Genomic DNA, 23,246 nt, shown 5'->3' with positions numbered 1-23,246 from the left:
AATCAGATTCCCATTAAGGGGTCCGCCGATGGTTGCCACCGATGTCCGGTCACAGGCCGGCGTCCAGCCCGCCGCCCGTATGGACGGACGGATGCGGCTCGTCCTCCTCGTCCTCCTCGTCGCCCAGTTCATGCTGGCCGTCGACTTCTCGATCCTGAACGTCGCGCTGCCCGCCATCGGCGAAGGACTCGGCTTCTCGCTGGCCGACCTCCAGTGGATCGCCACCGCCTTCGCGCTCACCGCCGCCGGATTCACCCTCCTCTTCGGGCGCGTCGCCGACCTCGTCGGGCGCCGCCGCCTCTTCCTCGGCGGCATGGCCCTGCTCGGGGTCTCCTCCCTGGCCGGCGGCCTCGCCACCGACCCCGCCCTGCTGATGGCCGCACGCGTCGCCCAGGGCCTCGCCACCGCCGCCGTCACCCCCGCCGGGCTCTCCCTGCTCACGTCCGCGTTCCCCGAGGGGCCGCTGCGCGCCAAGGCGCTCGGCCTCAACGGCGCGCTGATGTCGGCCGGGTTCACCACGGGCGCGATCCTCGGCGGAGTCCTGACCGACCTGCTCTCCTGGCGCTGGGCGTTCTTCGTCAACGTGCCTGTCGCGCTCGCCGTCCTCCTCGTCGCGCCCGTCGTGCTCAAGGAGAGCCGTCCGGCCGTCCGGCCGCGCCTGGACGTCCCCGGCGCGATCACCGTCACCGGCGGGCTCCTCGCCCTCGTCTACGGCCTCACCACCGAGCCCCTGGCGCTGCCCGTCGGCGCCGCCCTCCTCGTCGCCTTCTGGTTCGTCGAGCGGCGGGCCGCGTCGCCGCTGGTGCCCGTACGGATTCTCGCCCGCCCCACGGTGATCTGGGGGAACCTCGCCGGGCTCGTCGCCTTCGTCACCGAGACCTCGCTGGTCTTCCTGATGACGCTCCACCTCCAGGACGTCCTGGGCTTCTCGCCGCTCGCCGCCGGCCTGTCCTTCGGCGTGCTCGGCGCGGGCACGGTCCTCGGCGGGGTCCTCGCACCGCGCTTCATCGGCCGGTACGGCTCCCGCGCCGCGCTGGTCGCCGGCGGACTGGTCCAGGCCGTCGCCACCGCCTCGCTCTACGCCCTCGGTGACGACCGAAGCTGGCTCTGGCTGCTGCTCACGGCCACGTTCGTCGGCGGCGTCGGCAACATGCTCGCCATCGTCGGCTTCATGGTCACCGCCACCTCCGGACTGCCCGACTCCGAGCAGGGCATGGCGACCGGTCTCGCCACGATGACCCAGCAGATCGGCATCACCATGGGCACGCCGATCATGAGCGCCGTCGTCGTCACCTCCGCCACGGTCTTCGACGGCATCGGCCTCGCGGTCCTGGTCAACGCCGCGATCGTGGTCGTGGGCGCCGTCCTGGCGGGGATCTTCCTGCGCAGGGCGTGACACCGCCGCCGACGCCCGGGTACGCGAAAGGCCGGACCCCCCGCACACGGGGTCCGGCCTTCGGCGTACAGGCGGTACGGCGGTACGGCGGTACGGCGGTACGGCGGTACGGCGGTACGTCGCTGTGTCGCTCCGGCTACGCGGGCCAGTAGGAGCGCGCCCAGGAGCGCGGTCCCGGCCGGGACCGTACCGAACGGGCGATCCGTGCCGGGTCCGACCAGCCCTCCGGGACCACCGGGCCGCCGCCGGCCGCGGACGCCGCCGCCGTCGCCGCGGCCCGGGCCTGGACCACCGCCAGTGCGGCGGCCAGCTCCTCCGGGGTCGGGTTTCCTCGTACGACCTTGATCATGTGGACTCCCTGAGGTCTAGAGGGGGATGTTGCCGTGCTTCTTCGGAGGCAGGGATTCCCGCTTCGTGCGCAGTTGACGCAGGCCCTTCACGATCTGCGGGCGGGTGTCCGACGGCATGATGACGCCGTCGACGTAGCCGCGCTCGGCCGCGGTGTACGGGTTGAGCAGGGCGTCCTCGTACTCCTGGATGAGGCGGGCGCGCACGGTGTCCGCCTCGTCGCGCTCCTCGGCGGCGGCGATGGTGCGGCGGTGCAGGATGTTGACCGCGCCCTGCGCTCCCATGACCGCGATCTGCGCGGTCGGCCACGCCAGGTTGAGGTCGGCGCCCAGGTGCTTGGAGCCCATGACGTCGTACGCGCCGCCGAAGGCCTTGCGGGTGATGACCGTGATCAGCGGGACGGTCGCCTCGGCGTAGGCGTAGATCAGCTTCGCGCCGCGGCGGATGATGCCGCCGTACTCCTGGTCCACGCCCGGCAGGAAGCCCGGCACGTCGACGAAGGTGATGACCGGGACGTTGAACGCGTCGCAGGTCCGCACGAACCGCGCCGCCTTCTCGGAGGCGTCGATGTCCAGGCAGCCGGCGAACTGCATCGGCTGGTTGGCGACGATCCCTACGGGGAAGCCCTCCACGCGGCCGAAGCCGGTGAGGATGTTCGGCGCGAAGAGCGCCTGCGTCTCCAGGAACTCACCGTCGTCGACGATGTGTTCGATGACGGTGTGCATGTCGTACGGCTGGTTGGCGGAGTCCGGGATCAGGACGTCCAGCGCGCGGTCCTCGTCCGTCGGCTCGGTGTCGGCGGTCTCGGGGAAGGCCGGCGGCTCGGAGAGGTTGTTCGACGGCAGGTACGACAGCAGGGACTTGACGTACTCGATCGCGTCCTTCTCGTCGCCCGCCATGTGGTGCGCCACGCCGGAGGTGGCGTTGTGCGTGCGGGCGCCGCCCAGCTCCTCGAAGCCGACGTCCTCGCCGGTGACGGTCTTGATGACGTCCGGGCCGGTGATGAACATGTGCGAGGTCTGGTCGACCATGACGGTGAAGTCGGTGATCGCGGGGGAGTAGACCGCGCCGCCCGCGCAGGGGCCGACGACCAGGGAGATCTGCGGGATCACGCCGGAGGCGTGGGTGTTGCGGCGGAAGATCTCGCCGTACATGCCGAGCGCGCTGACGCCCTCCTGGATGCGGGCGCCGCCGGAGTCGTTGATGCCGACCACCGGGCAGCCGGTCTTCAGGGCGAAGTCCATGACCTTCATGATCTTCTGGCCGTAGACCTCGCCGAGCGCGCCGCCGAAGACCGTGAAGTCCTGCGAGAAGACGGCCACCGGACGGCCGTCGACCGTGCCGTAGCCGGTCACCACACCGTCGCCGTAGGGGCGGGTCTGCTCCAGGCCGAACTGGGTCGACCGGTGCCGGGCGAACTCGTCGAGCTCCACGAACGAGCCCTCGTCGAGCAGGAGCGCGATCCGCTCCCGCGCGGTCAGCTTGCCCTTCGCGTGCTGCTTCTCCACCGCCCGCTCGGAGCCGGCGTGGGTGGCCTCGCCGATACGGCGCTGAAGATCCGCGATCTTGCCCGCGGTCGTGTGAATGTCGATCTCTTGCGGCTCTACCGACTCGGACATCGGGATGCGGCTCCCTGCCTGGTCACGGGGGTTCGTTTGGTACGAATGGGCTACTGCTCGGCTACTGACCCGTAGCGTATCGACGGCGATACGGTTCGGCACTGCGGTCTTTGCCACACCTAGTCTGGCTTGCATGACGTCCTCCGATGCCTCAGGAGCGCGGTGGTCCGACCTGGACCGGCCCCCGCTCAACGCCGCCGCGCTGCGCCGCGCGCTCGTCCTTCCCGACGGGTTGTGGACCTCCTTCGACCTGGTCGACACGACCGGCTCCACCAACTCCGACCTCGCCGCGCGCGCCGACGAGCTGCCCGAGGGCGCGGTGCTGGTCGCCGAGGAGCAGACCTCCGGGCGCGGCCGTCTCGACCGCGACTGGGTCTCGCCGCCGCGCGCCGGGATCTTCGTCTCCGTCCTGCTCAAGCCGGACGTGCCCGTGCACCGGTGGGGCTGGCTCCCGCTGCTCGCCGGCGTCGCGGCGTCGACCGGGCTGACGAAGTCCGCCGGGGCCGACCTTTCCCTCAAGTGGCCGAACGACCTGATGGTTTCGGTCGGCGGCGAGGAGCGGAAGACCGGCGGCATCCTCGCCGAGCGGGCGGGCGCGGACGGGGTCGTCGTCGGGATCGGGGTCAACGTGACCCTGAAGGAGGAGGAGCTGCCGGTGCCGGGCGCCGGTTCGCTGCTGCTCGCCGACGCGATCTCGACGGACCGGGACACGCTGCTGCGGTCGGTCCTGCGGGCGCTCGAGCACTGGTACGGGGAGTGGACCCGGGCCGACGGCGACCCGGCGGCCTCCGGGCTCCAGGCGGCGTACGAGACGGGCTGCTCGACGCTCGGCCGCCACGTCCGGGCGGACCTCCCGGGCGAGCGGATGCTGGAGGGCGAGGCGGTGGCCGTCGACGGCGACGGGCGCCTGGTCGTGGAGACGGAGGGCGGCGGCACGGAAGCGGTCGCCGCGGGCGACATCGTCCACGTCCGGGCGACGGGCTGACGACGCCCGGCCCGCCCCCGCCGTGGTGGGCGTCCGTTCCGCCGGCCCGCCCCGCGGAACGATCGCCCACGACCCGGGGACCGGTCACCCGGCCCGAACGGCGTGAGCTGGCACACACCTGTCGTATCGTGGACCGCGATCCAGGGCGACAGATCGGCAGGGCAGTGGGCAGGGAAACGGCAGGAGGCGGCCGGTGACCGTCGACGACGCGCACAACGGCGGTGAGGCGGAGCCACCGGCGTACCCCACCCCGCACCACCACGTCGACCACACGGCCGAGCCGTCCGACGACCCCCTCGCGATCCGCCTGGAACAGCTCATCCTGGGCGCGGACCGCCGCTACACGCCCTTCCAGGCCGCCCGCACGGCCGGCGTCTCCATGGAGCTCGCCTCCCGCTTCTGGCGCGCCATGGGCTTCGCCGACATCGGCCAGGCCAAGGCGCTCACCGAGGCCGACGTCCTCGCCCTGCGCCGGCTCGCCGGTCTCGTCGAGGCGGGACTGCTCAGCGAGCCGATGGCCGTCCAGGTCGCCCGGTCCACCGGCCAGACCACCGCCCGGCTTGCCGAGTGGCAGATCGACTCGTTCCTGGAGGGCCTCACCGAGCCTCCGGAGCCGGGGATGACCCGCACCGAGGTCACGTACCCCCTGGTCGAGCTGCTCCTGCCCGAGCTGGAGGAGTTCCTGATCTACGTCTGGCGACGCCAGCTCGCCGCCGCCACCGGCCGCGTCGTGCAGGCCGCCGACGACGAGGAGATGGTGGACCGGCGGCTCGCCGTCGGCTTCGCCGACCTGGTCGGGTTCACCCGGCTGACCCGGCGCCTGGAGGAGGAGGAGCTCGGCGAACTCGTCGAGGCCTTCGAGACCACCTGCGCCGACCTGGTCGCCGCGCACGGCGGCCGGCTCATCAAGACCCTCGGCGACGAGGTGCTGTACGCCGCCGACGACGCGGGCACCGCCGCCGAGATCGCGCTGCGGCTGATCGAGACGCTCGGCCACGACGAGACGATGCCCGCGCTGCGCGTCGGCATCGCCTTCGGCACCGTGACGACCCGGATGGGAGACGTCTTCGGGACCACGGTGAACCTCGCGAGCCGGCTCACCTCGATAGCGCCCAAGGACACCGTCCTGGTCGACGGAGCCCTCGCCGAGGAGCTCACGCGCACCGGTGACGCGCCCGTCTCCGAGACGCAGGCGGCCGAGGAGGCCGCCCGCGCCGAGAAGGAGGGCGAACAGGCACCGACGTACCGCTTCGCGCTCCAGCCCATGTGGCAGCGCCCGGTGCGTGGACTCGGCGTCGTCGAACCCTGGCAGCTGAGCCGCCGCCCGACCTAGGATCCGGTCAGCAGCCGTTAACAGCCGTTAACAGGCGTCGACCGGGAGGGTGCGGGCATGTCCGAGCAGTCCGAGCAGCGTTTTGGTGAGTTCGTCGCGGTCCGGAGGCACGCGTACGTGGCCGAGCTGGTCCTCGACCGGCCCAAGGCGATGAACGCGGTCTCCCTGGAGATGGCCCGCTCCGTCAGCGCGGCCTGCGCGGCGCTCGCGGCGGACGAGACGGTACGGGTGACGGTGCTGACGTCCTCGAACGACAAGGCCTTCTGTGTCGGCGCCGACCTCAAGGAGCGGAACTCCTTCACGGACGCCGACATGGTCCGCCAGCGGCCCGTCTCGCGCGGCGCCTACGGCGGGGTGCTCGACCTGCCGATGCCGACCGTCGCCGCCGTGCACGGCTTCGCGCTCGGCGGCGGTTACGAGCTGGCGCTCGCCTGCGACGTGATCGTGGCCGACGCGACCGCCGTGGTCGGACTGCCCGAGGTGTCGGTGGGCGTCATCCCCGGCGGCGGCGGTACGCAGCTGCTGCCGCGCCGGGTGGGCGCGGCGCGCGCGGCCGAACTGGTCTTCACCGCGCGCCGGGTGGAGGCCGCCGAGGCGCGCCAGCTCGGGCTCGTCGACGTGCTCGCCGAGGACGCCCGTACGGCCGCGCTGGAGCTGGCCGGACGCATGGCGGCGAACTCCCCGGTCGGCCTGCGCGCCGCCAAGCGCGCGTTGCGGCTGGGGCAGGGCCTGGATCTGCGGGCGGGCCTGGAGGTCGAGGACGCGGCGTGGCGGGCGGTGGCGTTCTCCGGGGACCGCGCGGAGGGCGTCGCGGCGTTCAACGAGAAGCGGAAGCCGCGGTGGCCGGGCGTCTGAGCCGCGCGGCGCGGGGGCCCGGGGGTCTGAGATTTCCGTGAGAAATCTCCAGAATGCCCCGTTATGTCACTTTCCGTGACGCCTCGCACGGGAAAACGGGCGAAACCTCCCTAAGCTGGAGGAATGGGAGAGGACGTGCGGCTGCGGGCCGTAGTGGCGCTGGCGCAGGCGATGGCGGCGGCGCACACCCCGCGCGAGTTCTGGCGGGCGGCGGCGCTGGGCGCCCGCGACGGGCTCGGCGGGAGCTTCGCCGCCCTCTCGGTCTGGGAACGCGACCACGGCCGCCTCAAGGTGCTGGTGAACGCCGGTGAGCGGGCCGCGGGCGAGGAGGAGTTCCCCGACGCGGAGACGTACCCGGTGCACCAGTTCCCCGAGATCACCGAGTTCCTGCACGCGCGGTGGGCCGGTGGCGGCGAGCCGGACGCCTGGGTGGAGACCGCGGGCGACCGGGTCCCGTCCGGCCGCGTCACGGGTCTGCGCAGGCGCGGGCGCGGCTGCTGCGTGGTCGCGCCGGTGGTGCTGCACGGACGGGCGTGGGGCGAGCTGTACGTGGCCCGACGCGCCGGGTCACCGGTCTTCGACCGCGACGACGCGGACTTCGCGGCGGTCCTCGCGGCCGTGGTCGCGGCGGGCATCGCGCAGGCCGAACGGCTGGAGGAGGTACGCAAACTCGCCTTCACCGACCCGCTGACGGGGCTCGCGAACCGGCGCGCGGTCGACACCCGGCTCGACGAGGCGGTCGAGCGCTACCGGGCCGACGGCTCCGTGGTCAGCCTGGTGGTCTGCGACCTCAACGGCCTCAAGCGGGTCAACGACACCCATGGGCACGCGGTCGGCGACCGTCTGCTGGAACGGTTCGGCTCGGTGCTCTCGCGGTGCGGGGCGATGCTCCCCGGCGCCCTGTCGGCACGGCTCGGCGGCGACGAGTTCTGTCTGCTCTCGCTCGGCCCGACGGCCGACGAGGTGGTGGCGGTCGCCGAGGAGCTCTGCGTCCGCGCGGGCGAGCTGGAACTCGGCGAGGGCGTCGCCTGCGGCGTCGCGTCGACCGGTGACCCCATCGGCCCGGTCAAGTCCGCCCGCCGGCTCTTCCGGCTCGCCGACGCCGCCCAGTACCAGGCGAAGGCGGCCCGCTCGGCGAAGCCGGTGGTGGCCGGCCGCGACGGCACGGTCATCCAGCTGGCCGACGCCCCGCCCGGGGCACGCGACCGCCGACGCTTCCGCGACGCACCCCCGGTGTGACCCGCCGCGCCCGCCGGGTCCGTCGGTGAGGACCTGTCGCGCCCGCCGCCGCGTCCGCCGCGCCCGCCGCCGCGTCCGTCGGTAAGGGCCTGTCCCCAGGTCGACTAGTGACAGGTAGGTCTTCAATCCGTAGGGTGCTGAATATGGATATGCACTTCGTCGTCCTCGGCACGTCCGGCACCACCTTCCAGGACGTCCTCGACGTCGCCCGCCACGGCGCGCGCGTCGAGCTGTCCCCCGAGGCCGTGCGGGCGCTCGCCGAGTCCCGTGCCGTCGTCGACGCGCTCGCCGCCAAGCCCGAGCCCGTGTACGGCGTCTCGACCGGGTTCGGGGCCCTCGCCACCCGGCACATCAGCCCCGAGCTCAGGGCGCAGCTCCAGCGCAACATCGTCCGCTCGCACGCCGCCGGCATGGGCCCGCGCGTCGAGCGGGAGGTCGTGCGGGCCCTGATGTTCCTGCGGCTGAAGACCGTCGCCTCCGGCCACACCGGCGTCCGCCCCGAGGTCGCGCAGACCATGGCCGACGTCCTGAACGCGGGCATCACGCCGGTCGTCCACGAGTACGGCTCGCTCGGCTGCTCCGGCGACCTCGCGCCGCTCTCGCACTGCGCCCTGGCCCTGATGGGCGAGGGCGACGCCGAGGGCCCCGACGGCACGGTGAAGCCGGCCGGCGAGCTGCTCGCCGCCGCCGGGATCCAGCCCGTCGAGCTGCGCGAGAAGGAGGGCCTCGCCCTCCTCAACGGCACCGACGGCATGCTCGGCATGCTGATCATGGCCCTCGCCGACCTCGACACCCTCTACAAGTCGGCCGACATCACCGCGGCCCTCTCCCTCGAAGCGCTCCTCGGCACCGAGAAGGTCCTCGAACCCGAGCTGCACGCCATCCGCCCGCACCCGGGCCAGGGCGCCTCCGCCGCCAACATGCTCGCCGTGCTCGCGGGCTCCGGGCTCACCGGCCACTTCCAGGAGGAGGAGGCCCCCCGCGTCCAGGACGCGTACTCCGTGCGCTGCGCCCCGCAGGTGGCCGGCGCCGGCCGCGACACCATGGCCCACGCCCGTACGGTCGCCGAGCGCGAGCTCGCCTCCGCCGTCGACAACCCGGTGATCCTCGCTGGGGGCACCTCCCAGGCCGGAGGCTCTGGGGGAGCACAGATCCGCTCCAACGGCAACTTCCACGGCGCCCCGGTCGCGTACGTCCTCGACTTCCTCGCCATCGCCGCCGCCGATCTCGGCTCCATCGCCGAGCGCCGCACCGACCGGCTCCTCGACAAGAACCGGTCCCACGGCCTGCCGCCCTTCCTCGCCGACGACGCCGGCGTGGACTCGGGCCTGATGATCGCCCAGTACACCCAGGCGGCTCTGGTCAGCGAGATGAAGCGGCTGGCCGTGCCGGCCTCCGCCGACTCCATCCCGTCCTCCGCGATGCAGGAGGACCACGTCTCCATGGGCTGGTCCGCCGCGCGCAAGCTGCGCACCGCGATCGGCAACCTGAACCGGATCCTCGCCGTCGAGCTCTACGCCGCCACCCGCGGCATCGAGCTGCGCCGCGGCCTGACCCCCGCCCCCGCCTCGCAGGCCGCCATCGACGCCCTGCGCGCCGCCGGCGTCGAGGGCCCGGGCCCGGACCGCTTCCTCGCCCCCGACCTGGCGGCGGCCGACGCCTTCGTCCGCGAGGGCAAGCTGGTCGCCGCCGTCGAGCCGGTCACCGGCCCCCTGGCCTAGCGGACGAGGCCTGCGGAAAGGGCCGTCGTTCCCCGCGGGGGGCGCCGGCCCTTTCCGTACGTCGGTGCCGTGCGGCTCCGTACGTCCGTGCCGTGCGGCTCCGTACGTCCGTGCCGTGCGGCTCAGTGCGTGCGGCTCAGTGCGTGCGGCTCAGTGCGCGCGGCCGCCGCGTCTCATCGCCAGAGCCACGAACCCGGCGCCCACGGCGAGGAAGCCCGTCCCGCCGATCACGTACGGCGTCGTGTTCGGGCCGCCGGTCTCGGCGAGCCGCGCCCCCTCGGCCGCGCGCTCCTGCGCGGTCGCGGTCGTGCGACCCTCGTCGGTCGCGTTCGCGGACGGGACGAACCAGAGAGCGAAGAGCAGCGCCCCGGCCGTCGTGGCGGTCAGCAGTGGGCGTCGAGCGACGGACACAGAGATTCGATCCCCCTTGCGGAAACCGCGAATTGGCAGCGTGCGCCGATGCTAATGAACACAGCGGGTCGGAAGAAAGTCGAGCGCCCCGGCGGCCTACGCTCGGTCGTATGAGCACTTCCGAGACATCACGTTATGTACGGCTTCGGGTGGAAGTCGTCCTGGAGATCACCGGCTCCGACGAACTGACCGGCGCGGCCGTCGGCCGGATCGACGCCGACGAGTTCATGCCGGAGGAGGAGCGGACCCACGCCCGGTCCGCCGTGCGCGAGGACGACGCCGAGGCGCTGGCCTACCTGATCGAGCCGTTCGACCTGGTCAGCGAGGTCCCCGGGGTCGAGCTCGTGCAGGCCTCCTGGAGCAGCGAGGAGGTCGACTACGACCCCGATGCCCAGGAGTGGGACCTCGACGAGGAAGATGAGGTGGACGAACACGACACCGAACGGGTCTGACGAGGGCGTCACACACTCCCTCGAAGCCCCGGTACGGAGTCCCGTGCCGGGGCTTCCCCCTGTACGGGAACCGGACGGCACGTGGATACGTGTCGATCAGTGGCGTTCCCCACAAACCCGCCGCTTGTGGAACCGCGGAGGGTCTCATGGATGTTCAGACGAGTGTTGGCAGGGATCCGGCGACGATGGAGAAGCGTGTGATGACGGACAGCAAGCGCCGCAAGAGCCTGGCGGCGGCAGCCGCGGTGCTCGGTGGCGTATTGGTGCTCTCGGCGTGCAGCGACGGGGACAAGAGCGGCGCGGCCGATGCCTCCAGTTCGGCGCAGTCACAGGCTCAGGTCGACGAGGCGGCGGCGGAGAAGACGTCGAAGGCCCAGATATCCATCTCGCCCAAGAACGGTGCGTCCAACGCGTCGATCAACAACGACGCCAAGGTCTCCGTCACCGACGGCACGCTCACCGAGGTCACCCTCACCACCGCCGACGGCGAGCCGGTCGAGGGCGAGATCTCCGCCGACGGCAAGAGCTGGCAGCCCACCGGAGCGCTCAAGCGCGCCACCGTCTACAAGCTCGCCGCGTCGGCGAAGGACGCGGACGGCCTGGAGGCGCACGAGAACTCCTCCTTCACCACCGTCTCGCAGGCCAACAGCTTCATCGGCAACTTCACGCCCGAGGACGGCTCCACCGTCGGCGTCGGCATGCCGGTCTCGATCAACTTCAACAAGGCCATCACCGACAAGGCCGCCGTCCAGGGCGGCATCTCGGTGAGCTCCAGCACCGGCCAGGAGGTCGTCGGGCACTGGTTCAACTCCCAGCGCCTCGACTTCCGCCCCGACGACTACTGGACCGAGGGCTCGACCGTCACGCTGAAGCTGAACCTCGACGGCGTCGAGGGCGCCAAGGGTGTCTTCGGCGTCCAGCAGAAGACCGTCACCTTCAAGATCGGCCGCAACCAGGTCTCCACCGTCGACGTCGCCACCAAGACCATGACGGTCACGCAGGACGGCAGGACGGTCAAGACCATCCCGATCTCCGCCGGCTCTCCGGAGAACCCGACCTACAACGGTCGGATGGTGATCTCCGAGAAGTTCAAGGAGACCCGGATGAACGGTGCCACCGTCGGCTTCACCGACGACGACGGCAAGGGCGAGTACGACATCAAGGACGTCCCGCACGCCATGCGGCTGTCCACCTCGGGCACGTTCATCCACGGCAACTACTGGGGCCCGGACTCGATCTTCGGCTCCGCCAACACCAGCCACGGCTGCGTGGGCCTGAACGACGTCAAGGGAGCGGGCGACCCGAACCAGTCGGCGGCCTGGCTGTACGACCACTCCATCGTCGGTGACGTCATCGTCGTCAAGAACTCCAAGGACAAGACGATCGCCCCGGACAACGGCCTCAACGGCTGGAACATGAGCTGGTCGGCCTGGAAGGCCGGCTCGGCGGTCTGACCCTCCGCCAGGCGCCACCCGGCACGCGTCCTTCGGTACGCGCTTCCTTCGGATGTACGAGAACGGCGGCCCCCTCCACCCGGGGGCCGCCGTTCTCGTACGTCCGTACCGCCGGCTCGCGCGGTCAGCGGACCGCGGGCTCGTCCACACCCCACTGCGCGAGCAGCCGCAGCGCGTCCGCCGAGGCCGTCCCCGGCTCCGCGTGGTACGTCACCAGCACGAGGTCCGGGTCGGGCCCCGCGACCTTCAGCGACTCGTACTGGAGGGTCATCTCGCCCACCAGCGGATGCCGCAGCCGCTTCGAGCCGTGTCCCTTGTCGGCGACCGTGTGCGCCGCCCACAGCGAGCGGAACTCCTCGCTCCGTACCGACAGCTCACCCACCAGCTCCAGGAGCGCCGGGTCCTCCGGGTAGCAGCCCGCGTACAGCCGCAGCACGCTCACCGTCTCGGTCGCCTTGCAGTCCCAGTCGAGGTACAGGTCACGGGAGTTCGGGTCGAGGAAGAGCATCCGCGCCATGTTCCGGTCGCGCGGCTCCCAGGCCGCGAAGTCGCCGATCAGCGCCCGGGCCATCCGGTTCCAGGCGAGGATGTCGAGCCGCCGCCCGACGAGGAAGGCCGGGACGGTCTCCATCGAGTCGATGAGCTGCACGAGCCCCGGCCGTACCTGCTGGGGCCGGGCGATCGCCGCCCGGTGCTGCCGCTTCTTCGCCGTCGGCTTGGCCAGGTGCGTCAGATGCGCCCGCTCGCTGTCGTTCAGCCGCAGCGCCCGCGCGATCGAGTCCAGGACCTCGGTGGACACATTGCGCCCGTTGCCCTGCTCAAGACGCGTGTAGTACGCGACGGAGACCCCGGCCAGCTGGGCCAGCTCCTCCCGCCGCAGGCCGGGTACGCGACGGTGGCGGCCGAAGTCCGGCAGGCCCACGTCCTCCGGCTTCAGCCGGGCCCGGCGCGAGCGCAGGAATTCGCTGAGTTCCGCACTGAGGTCCATGCAGCCTGATTATCCCAGGCCGCGAGGCCGGGCGGACGGGTGTTCCTGTCCCTGCCAGTGGTACGCACGCCGGTCGTAGGCACGACAGGGGGCTGGGTGACGCGCGCCCGGCCGGGCACGCTGGACACCATGACCACCCACGCGACCACGACCACCACCCCCGCCACGGCCTCGGCCACCACGGTCGCCGCCTACGCGGCCCCCGCCGCCAACGCTCCGCTGGAGCGCACCACCGTGCCGCGCCGCCCGGTCGGCGCGCACGACGTCCTGATCGAGATCAAGTACGCCGGCATCTGCCACTCCGACATCCACCAGGCCAGGGACGGCTGGGGCGAGGGCATCTTCCCGATGGTGCCCGGCCACGAGATCGCCGGCATCGTCACCGAGGTCGGTGCCGACGTCACCAAGCACCAGGTCGGCGACCGCGTCGGCGTCGGCTGCTTCGTCGACTCCTGCCGCGCGTGCGAGTACTGCCGCAAGGGGCTGGAGCAGTACTGCTCGGGCACCGGCATGGTCGGCACGTACAACGCCCTCGACAAGAACGGCGAGCCGACCTACGGCGGCTACTCCACCCACGTCGTCGTCGACGAGAACTACACCCTGCGCATCCCGGAGGGCATCGCCCTCGACGAGGCCGCCCCGCTGCTCTGCGCGGGCATCACCCTCTACTCGCCGCTCGCCCACTGGCAGGCCGGCCCCGGCAAGAAGGTCGCGATCGTCGGCCTCGGCGGCCTCGGTCACATGGGCGTCAAGATCGCCCACGCGCTCGGCGCCGAGGTGACCGTGCTCAGCCAGTCGCTGAAGAAGCGCGAGGACGGCCTCAAGCTGGGCGCCGACCACTACTACGCGACCAGCGACCCGGCGACCTTCACCGAGCTCGCGGGCACCTTCGACCTGATCGTCTCCACCGTCTCGGCCCCGATCGACTTCGGCGCCTTCCTCGGCCTGCTGAAGACCGACGGCGCGATGGTGAACGTCGGCGCCCCGGAGGAGCCGATCGCGCTCAACCTGTTCGCCCTGCTCGGCGGCCGTAAGACGCTCGCCGGCTCGATGATCGGCGGGATCGCGGAGACCCAGGAGATGCTGGACTTCTGCGCGGAGCACGGCCTCGGCGCGGAGATCGAGCTGATCCGCGCCGACCAGGTCAACGAGGCGTACGAGCGCGTGCTCGCGAGCGACGTGCGGTACCGCTTCGTGATCGACGCGTCGACGATCTGAGCCGAGCGGGCCGGCGGCGAGCTGTCGGAGTGCTGTCGGCGGGCTGTCGGCGTGAGCGCCGGGAGCCCGGCCGACGGGCGCGTGCCGGGGCATGACGTCCGGGGTAATCGACCCCGTACGGCATGCCCCGGCACGCTGGCGTCATGACCGCATACGCCCTCGCGAACCTCAGCCCGCAGCCCGTCGCCCACGACGAGGTCCTCACCTACATCGAGCGCATCCAGCCCACGATGGACCCTTTCGGCGGGCGTTTCCTCGTCCACGGCGCTCCCGAGCGTGAGGTCCGGGAGGGCGCGTGGCCCCAGGCCCTGGTCCTCATCTCCTTCCCGTCGATGGATCACGCCCGCCGCTGGTACGACTCCGCCGCCTACCAGGAGCTGATCCCGCTGCGCGCCCGGCACATACCGGGCGACATCCTGCTGATCGACGGGGTCGGCCCCGGCTACGACCCGGCGAAGACGGCCGCGCTCATGCGGGCGGCGGCGGAGGCCGCGACGACGGAGTCGGCGACGACGACGGAGGCCGAGTCGGCGGCGGGGTCGGCGGCGAGGTCAGGCGGCGCGGCCTGAGCGGAGCTCCAGTACGGCGCCGCCGAAGCCCGCGCGGAAGCGGGGGTCGTGGGAGACCGCGACGACCGCGCCCTCGAAGGCGGCCAGCGCCGCTTCCAGCTCCTCGACCAGGGAGAGCGCCACGTGGTTGGTCGGCTCGTCCAGGACCAGCAGGTCGGCGGGGCGGGTCACCAACCGGGCCAGCTCCAGCCGGCGCTGCTGGCCCACCGAGAGCCGCGCCACCGGAACGGTCAGGTCCTCCTCCCGGAACAGCCCGAGCGCGAGCAGTCCGGCCGCGTGCTCCTCGGGCAGCCCGGGAAGGCCCGCCGCGTACGCCGTGAGCAGTGGCTTCGAGGACGGTACGGGCGGCAGCTCCTGGGCCAGGTACCCGACCCGCGCGGACCGGACGACCGTGCCCGCGTCGGGCCGCAGGTCACCGGCGAGGACCCGGAGCAGGGTCGTCTTCCCGGCCCCGTTGGGCCCGGACACGAGCAGCCGGTCACCGGCCGAGATCCGCAGCTTGTCGACCCGCAGCCGATCGCCGACGGCGATGTCGACGAGCTCGGCGAGCAGCCGCGGTGACTGCGGGGCCGGGGAGGTCTGGTGGGTCTGGTGGGTCTGGTGGGTCTGCGGGGTCTGCGGGGTCTGCGTGATTTCCAGGCCCTGCGCGTCCGCGCCGCCCTGTGCGTCCGCGCCGCCCTGTGCGTCCGCGCCGCCCTGTGCGTCCGCGCCGCCCTGTGCGTCCGCGCCGCCCTGCGCTCCCGCGCCGCCCTGCGCGTCCGCGCCGCCCGCCCCGCTCGTCGGCGTCGTGAACGCCGCCCGGAAGCGCAGGGGCTGCGGTGGGGGCGGTACCGGAGACGCGCGGAGTTCTTCGAGCCGGTTCCGGGCCGCCCTGACCTGCCCGGACAGCTTGTTCTCCGACGAGCGCCGGTGCTTGCCGAAGCCCTGCCGGGGGTCCTTGCCGGACGCCGCGAGCCGCTGCCCGGCCGCCTCGACCAGCGCCTGCGTGCGGGCCAGCTCCTCCCGCCACTCCTCGTGCTCCTGTGCCCAGCGGCGGCGGGCGGCCGCCTTCGCCGCGCGGTAGCCGGACCAGCCGTCCCCGTACCGGGTCACGGCGCGGGTGTCCCGGTCCACCTCCAGGACTGTCGTCGCCATGCCCTCCAGGAACGCCCGGTCGTGGGTGACCGCCACCACCGTGCCCCGATGGGCGCGCAGCCGTTCCTCCAGCCAGGCGGCGGCGGAACGGTCGAGGTGGTTCGTGGGCTCGTCGAGCAGCAGCAGTTCGGCGCCCGAGGCGAGGACGCAGGCGAGGGCCAGCCGGGACTGTTCGCCGCCGGAGAGCGTGCCGACGGGGCGTTCGTACGGGACATGGCCGAGGCCGAGGCCGTGCAGGGCCGCGTCGACGAGGGCGTCGGCGCGGTAGCCGCCCCGCTCCTCGTACCGGGCGGCCAGCTCGCCGTACGCGACGAGTTCCTCGGCGGTCGCGGAGCCGAGTGTCTCCTCGGCGGCCCGCATCTCCCGCTCGAGCGCGCGGAGTTCGGCGAGCGCCGCGTCGACGGTGTCGCGCACGGTGTGGTCGGGGCCGACGCCGAAGGTCTCGGCGAGCGTCTGGGCGAGCCGGGCGACACCGCCGGGGAAGCGGACGGTCACCTCCCCGCTGTCGGGGGCCTCCGCCCCGGCGAGCAGCCGCAGCAGCGTGGACTTGCCGGAGCCGTTCTCACCGATGACGGCGGCCCGCTCGCCGGGGCGCACGGTGAACGAGATCTGTTCGAGGACGGAGCGGGTCCCGTAGGACATGGAGACGTCTTTGACGGTCAACTGGGCGCGGTCGCGCATGGGATCTTTCCCTGGGTGACGGGTTCGTTCGGGCCGGGAGAGGGGACACCGGAACTCCCGCCGGAGCGCCCTGAGGGCGCCGCGTCAGCGGGACAGGCCGTGTCCGCGGCCGGAATCAGAGAAAGAAGTAGTACGAACCCATGCGATCGAGTGTAACCAGGCGCCGCCCGACAGCCGAGGTGTTTTCCGCCGGTAGCCGGTAGCCGGTAGCCGGTAGCCGGTAGCCGGTCGCTGTCCCCCGGGCCGCAGCGCCCGGGCCGGACGTCGGGTTGGCCGTCGCGGTCATTCCCGCTTCGGGTACTTCAGCGTCTGCTCGGCGTTGAGCTGCTCCACCAGCCGGAAGACGGCGATGGCCAACGGCTTCAGCTGGCGCGTGGGGATGTTGTCCTGCATGCGCCGCAGCTCGGCGACGATCGCCTCCTGGTCGCCCTGCGGGCCGACGAGGTTCTGCTGGGTGCCCAGGGCGCCGAGGGACTTGTGGACCGCCTGGGCGCTGTCCTGCTCGACCATGCCCTGCTCGGGCGCCGTGAGATGGTCCCAGTTCTTCAGCAGGTCGTTGCCGGCCGGCAGGCCGCCCAGCCACTGGGCGCGGGTCAGCGTGATCGAGGTCCGGGTGCGGTCGTTGGCGAGGCCCCGCTCGACCTGGCTGCCGAAGACGGGGGCGCTGCCGCCGCCGTCCATGCCCGCCGCGCTCAGGACGAGCGAGGTGAACTCGGCCGGGTTGCCCTGGAAGTGGGCCTTCAGGTTCTGCGCCAGCAGACTGAAGTTGTGGGCGAAGTCCGTCCGGGCCATCAGGGCTCCGGCGATCGACTTGGCGTTGGCCCCGGCCTGCAGGTTCTGTCCCTGGATCAGGTAGGCGGCGAGGTGCATGACGAGGCCGGTCAGCGCCTTCCGCTCGGTGGCCGTCACCTCGAAGCCGAGGGTCGGCAGCAGCGCGGCGATCGCGGTGTCGGCGCCCGCCCGAGCCGCCGGAAGCTCGCCGAGCCCGCCCGCCGACAGGTCGGTGGACGCCTGCCTGCGGCCCCTCGCCCGGCCCGCCCCCAGCACGGGGACGCGTTCCAGCGTGCCCATCGGCCGGCGGTTGGCGAGGTAGTCGATCAGCTTGGGCAGGCGCTCAAGGCGCGCCCCGAGCGTGGCCTGCGGGGCGAAGCTGAGCGGGTTCTTGTCCGGGTAGATCCGCAGGCCGGGCTGCGGGGTACCGCCGCCCGCCAGGACCTCCTCGGAGGGGATGAACCGGTCGTCCCTGCGGCTGTCGAGGTACGAGGCCATGGCCGTCACGTCGTCCATGACGGTACCGACCTGAGCGACCGAGGTGAGCGGGTCGGTGATCCACTCCAGGTTGGAGCCGCCGGTGGGGCTGGCGTCCGCCGTCAGGTCGAAGCGGGTGCCGCGCACGACGAGACCGTCGACGCGCCCCTTGCCGAGGTTCTCGCCCGCCAGGGGCGGCTCCGCCACCTCGCCCCTGATCAGCAGGGTCGACACCAGACCGTCGCGCTCGTGCTCCTTCAGCTTGAGCTTCGCGAGCCGTTGCTCGCCGTCGGCGTTCAAGAAGCCGTCGGCGCCGAACCACCGCGCCCGGAGCGTGTCGAGGCGGCCCTCCTTCACCTCTGTCTGTTCCGCCCCGTCGAGGCGCTGGTGGTACGGCGAGTGCGGGTTGAGGAAGATGTCCAGGATCTTGGCGTCGATCAGCTTCAGCCGGTCACCCGCCCGCTGCTTCTGGACGTCCTCGGAGTCGTCCTCCATCCGCCGGACGTTCCACTGCGCCTCGAACTCGAACCCGACGGCCCGCTGCACGGCGGGCTCCCCGGCGTGCGAGGCGTGCCCGGCACCGCCTCCCCGGTGCTCGTGCCCCTCCTCGTGCCCTTCCTCGTGTCGTCCGTGCTCGTGTCCGTGCGCGTCCGGCAGCGGGGCGGCCATCGCGCGGGTCGCGTTCGCCTCCGCGGCCCGCTCGAAGCGGTCGGCCGGGTCGCTCACGCGCAGCCCGTCGCCGCTGTCGCTACCGGAGACGGGCCCCTGCCGCTGCTGGATGACGTGCGTCAGCTCGTGGGCGAGGGTGTGCTTGTCCGAGCCCCCGGAACCGATGACGACGTGCTCGCCGGAGGTGTACGCGCGGGCGCCCAGCTCCGTCGCCGAACGCTGGGCGGCGGGGCCCGTGTGCAGCCGTACGCTCGAGAAGTCCGCGCCGAGACGGGCCTCCATCTCGCTGCGCAGCGGCGACTCCAGCGCCCGCCCGGGCGAGCGGAGCACGCTGTGCGCGGCCGCGCGCTGCACAGGCGTCTCGTCCGCCCCGTGCGTCTCCCGCGCCTCGTGGGCGTGGTCGTGCTCCTGCCGCCCGGCGAGCATCGCGGTCACCGCGCGGTTGCCGACGGAGCGCTGGAGCGCGCGCAGGTGGAGCGGGGAGAAGGCCGCCGGGGCGGGGCCGGAGCCGGCGGGCGCGGACTGCCGCGCCGACCGCTCCGGTTCACCGCGCTCGCGGCCCGGCTCAGTTACGCGCATGGCATCTCCGGTGGTCCCGATGGCTCCGACGGCGACGTCCGCCCGCGCCCAGGATGACCACGCACAGCGATGCCCGGAAGTGCCGTACGGGCAACTTCCGGGCACACGACGCTGCCCCTCGCGGGAACCGGTCCCTCGACAGAACCCCGCTACTGGGCCTTCGCGACACCGATCGGGCAGGAGACGCCCGTGCCGCCGATGCCGCAGTAACCGGCCGGGTTCTTGTCCAGGTACTGCTGGTGGTACCCCTCGGCCGGGTAGAAGGTGCGGCCCTCCACGGCGAGCACCTCCGTGGAGATCGTGCCGTAGCCCGAGCCCGTCAGGACCTTCTGGTACGCGGCGCGCGAGGCCTCGGCGGTCTCGGCCTGGGCGGGGGAGTGGGTGTAGACCGCCGAGCGGTACTGGGTGCCGACGTCGTTGCCCTGGCGGAAGCCCTGGGTCGGGTCGTGCGACTCCCAGAACAGCTTGAGCAGCTGCTCGTACGAGACCTTCGTGGGGTCGAAGACGACCCGGACGACCTCGGTGTGGCCGGTGAGGCCCGAGCAGACCTCCTCGTACGCGGGGTTCTCCGTGAAGCCGCCCTGGTAGCCGACGAGCGTCGTCCAGACGCCCTCGGTCTGCCAGAACTTCCGCTCGGCGCCCCAGAAACAGCCCAGGGCGAAGTCGGCGACCTCCAGGCCCTCGGGGTAGGGGCCGAGCAGCGGGTTGCCCAGCACCGTGTGGCGCTCGGGCACCTGGAACTCGGGCTCCGGGCGGCCCTTCAGCGCCTGCTCGGGCGTGGGCAGGACGGGGGTGCGTGACAGGAACATGCGGCATCTCCTCGACGGTGGGCGTTACCCACAACGCCCGGGGGCCGGGAGGGATTCCCCCCGGCCCCCGGGCCGCACCCGCCGGACCCATGCTCACCTCGGCAGCAGGCCCGTGCTCACCTCGGCAGCAGCCCCCTGCCCACCTCGGCAGCGCCCGTGCTCACCTCGGCAGCGTCGCCGGGCTCCCGCCGTTCGCCTCGTACCCCGCCACCGCCAGGTTCCGGTAGACCGTGTACTCCGCCGCCGGGTCCTCGTTCAGCGTCCACGGCAGCGCGCCCACGTGACCGTCGACGTGCACCAGTTGGTGCATGGCCTCCGACCAGCGCTCCGCGCGGACCAGGAAGAGCACGAGCAGGTGCCGGACGTGCGCCAGCATCGGGTCGTCGGGGCGCGCCGAGTGGACCGCGTACAGCGCGCCCTCCATCGCCTTGCGCACCACCTCGGTACGGAAGAAGTCCTGGACGAGCACGATCTCGGGCAGGTGCTCGTAGACCGCGAACAGCGGCAGCGCGGCGAGCAGCGAGCCCTGCGGGGCACGCGCCGCCGAGGCCGTCGCGAAGCGGTCGGCGTCCTCGCGCGAGCCGTGCCACTTCTCGCACCAGTAGTGCAGCGCCGCCAGGTGCGCGCCCATGTGCTGCGGCGCCCGGTCGATGATCTTCGCCCAGACCTGGTCGAACTCCTCGTGGCTGTAGCCGAGTCCTCGGGCGACGGCGAGCTGCGTGATGTACGGGACGGGGTCGCCGGGGGCCAGCAGCGCCGCCTCCTCGCTGACCTTCTTCGCCTCCTCGAGGATGATCCGGAAGTCGTCGCTGCCGCTCGCGGACGAGCGCCAGGCCTGCTGCACCAGGAACTCCGCGTGCACGGCCGCGCCGCCCGCGTCCTTGGGGTTCTCCGCCCGCCAGGCGCGCAGCCACGCGCCGCCGACGCCGGGCTTCTGCTGGAGCTCCAGGGAGGCCGCGCCCGCGAACGCCTGCACGCGCTGCCAGCGGACCTCGCCCTCCTTCTCCGTCCCCGCGAGCAGCTGCGAGGCCGCCCGCCACTCCTGCGTCGCCTGGACCACGTCGAGCACGTCGAGCAGGTCCCGGTCAGGCCCCGGCATCCGCACGTCCTGCTCCTCCTGGCGCAGGAAGCCGTACACCTCGGGGTCGGCGGCGTCCGGCGAGCCGGGCGCGACCTGCCGGATGCCGACACCGGCCCGGCGGCGCCTGAGGTACGGGGCCAGGACCGCGAACAGCAGCCCCATCGCGAGCAGGAACCAGAGAATCTCCATGCGTCCATTGTCCAGGACACCCGGTGAGACGCGGGCGGCGGTCGACCGCCCCGCGGACTACGCTCCTGACCCATGAGCGACGAGCACATCCACCAGAGCTTCGAGACCCGCGCGATCCATGCGGGCAACACCGCCGACCCGCTGACCGGCGCGGTCGTCCCGCCCATCTACCAGGTCTCCACGTACAAGCAGGACGGCGTGGGCGGGCTGCGCGGCGGTTACGAGTACAGCCGGAGCGCCAACCCCACGCGCACCGCCCTCGAGGAGAACCTGGCGGCCCTGGAGGGCGGCCGGCGCGGTCTGGCCTTCGCCTCCGGTCTGGCGGCCGAGGACTGCCTGCTGCGAACGCTGCTCGCCCCCGGCGACCACGTGGTGATCCCGAACGACGCCTACGGCGGCACCTTCCGGCTCTTCGCCAAGGTCGTCCAGCGCTGGGGCGTGGACTTCTCCGTCGCGGACACCTCGGACCTCGACGCGGTGCGCGGCGCGGTCAACGACCGTACGAAGGTGATCTGGGTCGAGACCCCGTCGAACCCGCTGCTCGGCATCACCGACATCGCGGCGGTCGCGGCCGTGGCCCGCTCGGCCGGCGCGAAGCTGGTCGTCGACAACACCTTCGCCTCGCCCTACCTCCAGCAGCCGCTGGCGCTCGGCGCGGACGTGGTCGTCCACTCGCTCACCAAGTACATGGGCGGGCACTCGGACGTCGTGGGCGGCGCGCTGGTGACGGCCGACGCGGCGCTCGGCGAGGAACTGGCGTACCACCAGAACGCGATGGGCGCGGTGGCCGGGCCGTTCGACTCGTGGATCGTGCTGCGCGGCATCAAGACGCTGGCGGTCCGGATGGACCGGCACAGCGAGAACGCGGAGAAGATCGCGGAGATGCTGACCCAGCACCCGAAGGTCACCCACGTCCTCTACCCGGGTCTGCCGGAGCACCCGGGCCACGAGATCGCCGCCAAGCAGATGAAGTCCTTCGGCGGCATGATCTCGTTCCGGGTCACCGGCGGCGAGGAGGCGGCGGTCGAGGTCTGCGACCGCGCGAAGCTCTTCACCCTGGGCGAGTCCCTGGGCGGCGTCGAGTCGCTGATCGAGCACCCGGGCCGGATGACGCACGCGAGCGTGGCCGGCTCCGCCCTGGAGGTCCCGGCGGACCTCGTACGGCTCTCGGTGGGCATCGAGAACGTCGAGGACCTGCTGGCGGACCTGCGCCAGGCGCTGGGCTAGACCGCCTCCGGCCGGGCGCCCCGCCGAGGGGCGTCCGGCTCGCGGGGTCAGGCCGCGACCTTCTCGTCCTCCAGTGACTCGCGCACCATGGCCCGCAGCTCGGGGCTGTCCTCGTGGCCGTGGACGGAGACCGCGTGCTCCGCGGCCGCCCGGACGACCTCGTCCTCCTCACCGGTGATGGTGAGAGTGCAGCCCATGACGCTGGGCGTGTTCCGGCAGTCGGCGACCTTCCTGGTCATGACGACCTCCTCGTCTCGCCTGCTCCTTCCAGGCTAAGTCCGCCCTCACCAGCCTTCGAGCGGTGGCGTCGTCTCCGCCGGCGGTCCGTGCCAGGGCTCGGCCACCGCCGCCCACACCACGAACACCAGCACGCCCACCACGAGCAGCGCCCACAGGGCCCGGCGCACCGCACGGTCGCGATGCAGCAGCCGGGTGCCGCGCGCGACGGCCCGGGCGGCGAGATCCGCGGGGACCTGCGGGTGCGGGGACTCCAGGAGCCGCCGGACCTCGTCCTCCTTCTCCTCGTGCCGGCTCACGAGGCGCCCCGCCCGCTCACGAGGCGATCCCCCCGCTCACGAGGCGATCCCCCCGCGCCGGCGCTCCCGCAGCGCGTACACGGAGCGGGCGCAGACGGCCCGTACCCGGTCCTCGGGCAGGCCGAGCAGGGCCGCGGTCTGCTCCTCCGCCACCCCTTCGTACAGCCGCAGCACCACCACGAGCCGTTCCTGCGGGGTGAGCGCGGCGAGGATGCCGCCCCGCCCGCGGTGGTGCCGCCAGGCGGTGCGCGCGAAGCGGGCGGCGAGGTCGGCGCGGGTGCGGTCGTACGGGTCCTCGCCCCGCAGCCGGCCCCAGTGGGCGTAGGTGTGCGCGAGGGAGGCGGTCAGGAGGGCCTGGGCGTGCGGGTTGCGGGCCTGGGTCTCGGCGGTGAGCAGGGTCGCGGCATGCAGCAGCCGCCCCGCCGCTCCCGCCACGAACGCCTCGAACTGACGGGTGCGGTAGCGGGGTTCGCCCGCCCGCGCGTCCTGCCGATCTCGCACGTCC

The 23,246-nt window shown here is 72.7% G+C and carries 22 protein-coding genes; 11 read left to right on the top strand and 11 right to left on the bottom strand.

Annotated elements, in window-relative coordinates; all coding sequences use genetic code 11:
• Window positions 1–28: 28 nt before the first annotated feature.
• A complete protein-coding gene (locus ACIPPS_RS04235; protein ID WP_401426593.1) occupies window positions 29–1,396 on the top strand; it encodes an MFS transporter in 1,368 nt (455 codons plus the stop codon).
• A 136-nt stretch (window positions 1,397–1,532) separates the two neighbouring features.
• Here ACIPPS_RS04235 and ACIPPS_RS04230 read toward each other — a convergent pair whose 3' ends face one another.
• A complete protein-coding gene (locus ACIPPS_RS04230; RefSeq protein ID WP_401426591.1) occupies window positions 1,533–1,745 on the bottom strand; it encodes an acyl-CoA carboxylase epsilon subunit in 213 nt (70 codons plus the stop codon).
• Window positions 1,746–1,761: 16 nt separating this feature from the next.
• Window positions 1,762–3,363 (bottom strand): acyl-CoA carboxylase subunit beta, encoded by a 1,602-nt coding sequence (locus ACIPPS_RS04225; RefSeq protein WP_401426589.1) that lies wholly within the window; start codon window positions 3,361–3,363, stop codon window positions 1,762–1,764.
• Window positions 3,364–3,496: 133 nt separating this feature from the next.
• Here ACIPPS_RS04225 and ACIPPS_RS04220 point away from each other — a divergent pair, with 133 nt between their 5' ends.
• The 5 genes from ACIPPS_RS04220 to hutH all read left to right on the top strand — a co-directional run bounded on the left by ACIPPS_RS04220 (window position 3,497) and on the right by hutH (window position 9,496).
• On the top strand, window positions 3,497–4,348 hold the full coding sequence (locus ACIPPS_RS04220; RefSeq protein ID WP_401426587.1) for a biotin--[acetyl-CoA-carboxylase] ligase: 852 nt from the start codon (window positions 3,497–3,499) through the stop codon (window positions 4,346–4,348).
• 193 nt (window positions 4,349–4,541) lie between these two features.
• Window positions 4,542–5,681 carry an adenylate/guanylate cyclase domain-containing protein gene (locus ACIPPS_RS04215; RefSeq protein ID WP_401426585.1) on the top strand — a complete coding sequence of 380 codons (1,140 nt, stop codon included), beginning with the start codon at window positions 4,542–4,544 and terminating at the stop codon, window positions 5,679–5,681.
• A 57-nt stretch (window positions 5,682–5,738) separates the two neighbouring features.
• Window positions 5,739–6,536, top strand: a complete 798-nt coding sequence (locus ACIPPS_RS04210) for an enoyl-CoA hydratase/isomerase family protein (protein ID WP_401426583.1) — start codon at window positions 5,739–5,741, stop codon at window positions 6,534–6,536.
• Window positions 6,537–6,659: 123 nt separating this feature from the next.
• Complete coding sequence (locus tag ACIPPS_RS04205) at window positions 6,660–7,775, top strand: diguanylate cyclase domain-containing protein (RefSeq protein ID WP_401426581.1); 1,116 nt, start codon at window positions 6,660–6,662, stop codon at window positions 7,773–7,775.
• A gap of 149 nt (window positions 7,776–7,924) precedes the next feature.
• Window positions 7,925–9,496 (top strand): histidine ammonia-lyase, encoded by a 1,572-nt coding sequence (gene hutH, locus ACIPPS_RS04200; RefSeq protein WP_401427205.1) that lies wholly within the window; start codon window positions 7,925–7,927, stop codon window positions 9,494–9,496.
• A 150-nt stretch (window positions 9,497–9,646) separates the two neighbouring features.
• Here hutH and ACIPPS_RS04195 read toward each other — a convergent pair whose 3' ends face one another.
• Window positions 9,647–9,907 carry an LAETG motif-containing sortase-dependent surface protein gene (locus tag ACIPPS_RS04195; RefSeq protein ID WP_401426579.1) on the bottom strand — a complete coding sequence of 87 codons (261 nt, stop codon included), beginning with the start codon at window positions 9,905–9,907 and terminating at the stop codon, window positions 9,647–9,649.
• Between the two features lie 110 nt (window positions 9,908–10,017).
• On the opposite strand from ACIPPS_RS04195, the gene ACIPPS_RS04190 reads away from it, so the two are divergent.
• Both ACIPPS_RS04190 and ACIPPS_RS04185 read left to right on the top strand, forming a co-directional pair.
• Window positions 10,018–10,359 (top strand): hypothetical protein, encoded by a 342-nt coding sequence (locus ACIPPS_RS04190; protein ID WP_401426577.1) that lies wholly within the window; start codon window positions 10,018–10,020, stop codon window positions 10,357–10,359.
• A 185-nt stretch (window positions 10,360–10,544) separates the two neighbouring features.
• On the top strand, window positions 10,545–11,813 hold the full coding sequence (locus ACIPPS_RS04185; RefSeq protein ID WP_401426575.1) for an Ig-like domain-containing protein: 1,269 nt from the start codon (window positions 10,545–10,547) through the stop codon (window positions 11,811–11,813).
• 124 nt (window positions 11,814–11,937) lie between these two features.
• On the opposite strand, the gene ACIPPS_RS04180 is transcribed toward ACIPPS_RS04185, so the two are convergent.
• Complete coding sequence (locus ACIPPS_RS04180) at window positions 11,938–12,801, bottom strand: helix-turn-helix domain-containing protein (RefSeq protein WP_401426573.1); 864 nt, start codon at window positions 12,799–12,801, stop codon at window positions 11,938–11,940.
• 129 nt (window positions 12,802–12,930) lie between these two features.
• Here ACIPPS_RS04180 and ACIPPS_RS04175 point away from each other — a divergent pair, with 129 nt between their 5' ends.
• A complete protein-coding gene (locus tag ACIPPS_RS04175) occupies window positions 12,931–14,019 on the top strand; it encodes an NAD(P)-dependent alcohol dehydrogenase (protein ID WP_401426570.1) in 1,089 nt (362 codons plus the stop codon).
• 143 nt (window positions 14,020–14,162) lie between these two features.
• Window positions 14,163–14,588, top strand: a complete 426-nt coding sequence (locus tag ACIPPS_RS04170; protein WP_401426567.1) for a DUF1330 domain-containing protein — start codon at window positions 14,163–14,165, stop codon at window positions 14,586–14,588.
• Here ACIPPS_RS04170 and ACIPPS_RS04165 read toward each other — a convergent pair.
• The 4 genes from ACIPPS_RS04165 to ACIPPS_RS04150 all read right to left on the bottom strand — a co-directional run bounded on the left by ACIPPS_RS04165 (window position 14,571) and on the right by ACIPPS_RS04150 (window position 20,978).
• On the bottom strand, window positions 14,571–16,403 hold the full coding sequence (locus tag ACIPPS_RS04165; RefSeq protein ID WP_401426561.1) for an ABC-F family ATP-binding cassette domain-containing protein: 1,833 nt from the start codon (window positions 16,401–16,403) through the stop codon (window positions 14,571–14,573). The two genes, ACIPPS_RS04170 and ACIPPS_RS04165, sit on opposite strands and share 18 nt — an antisense overlap.
• A gap of 282 nt (window positions 16,404–16,685) precedes the next feature.
• Entirely contained in the window at window positions 16,686–18,899 is a 2,214-nt protein-coding gene (locus ACIPPS_RS04160; RefSeq protein WP_401426559.1) for a DUF4157 domain-containing protein, read from the bottom strand.
• Window positions 18,900–19,048: 149 nt separating this feature from the next.
• A complete protein-coding gene (gene msrA / locus ACIPPS_RS04155) occupies window positions 19,049–19,708 on the bottom strand; it encodes a peptide-methionine (S)-S-oxide reductase MsrA (protein ID WP_401426557.1) in 660 nt (219 codons plus the stop codon).
• A gap of 160 nt (window positions 19,709–19,868) precedes the next feature.
• Complete coding sequence (locus ACIPPS_RS04150) at window positions 19,869–20,978, bottom strand: hypothetical protein (RefSeq protein ID WP_401426555.1); 1,110 nt, start codon at window positions 20,976–20,978, stop codon at window positions 19,869–19,871.
• Window positions 20,979–21,050: 72 nt separating this feature from the next.
• Between ACIPPS_RS04150 and ACIPPS_RS04145 the strand changes: the two genes are divergently transcribed.
• On the top strand, window positions 21,051–22,205 hold the full coding sequence (locus ACIPPS_RS04145) for a cystathionine gamma-synthase (RefSeq protein WP_401426553.1): 1,155 nt from the start codon (window positions 21,051–21,053) through the stop codon (window positions 22,203–22,205).
• A gap of 47 nt (window positions 22,206–22,252) precedes the next feature.
• On the opposite strand, the gene ACIPPS_RS04140 is transcribed toward ACIPPS_RS04145, so the two are convergent.
• The 3 genes from ACIPPS_RS04140 to ACIPPS_RS04130 are packed head-to-tail and all read right to left on the bottom strand — an operon-like array spanning window position 22,253 to window position 23,242.
• Complete coding sequence (locus ACIPPS_RS04140; RefSeq protein ID WP_401426550.1) at window positions 22,253–22,444, bottom strand: DUF1059 domain-containing protein; 192 nt, start codon at window positions 22,442–22,444, stop codon at window positions 22,253–22,255.
• Between the two features lie 45 nt (window positions 22,445–22,489).
• Complete coding sequence (locus ACIPPS_RS04135; RefSeq protein WP_401426548.1) at window positions 22,490–22,741, bottom strand: hypothetical protein; 252 nt, start codon at window positions 22,739–22,741, stop codon at window positions 22,490–22,492.
• A gap of 36 nt (window positions 22,742–22,777) precedes the next feature.
• Window positions 22,778–23,242: a sigma factor-like helix-turn-helix DNA-binding protein gene (locus ACIPPS_RS04130; RefSeq protein ID WP_401426546.1), complete on the bottom strand. Its 465-nt coding sequence runs from the start codon at window positions 23,240–23,242 to the stop codon at window positions 22,778–22,780.
• Window positions 23,243–23,246: the final 4 nt, after the last annotated feature.

Source organism: Streptomyces sp. NPDC090127, assembly GCF_044746945.1.
Taxonomy (GTDB): domain Bacteria; phylum Actinomycetota; class Actinomycetes; order Streptomycetales; family Streptomycetaceae; genus Streptomyces.
The sequence above is the reverse complement of the archived record's forward strand: the minus strand, read 5'-3'. Positions and strand labels throughout refer to the sequence as shown.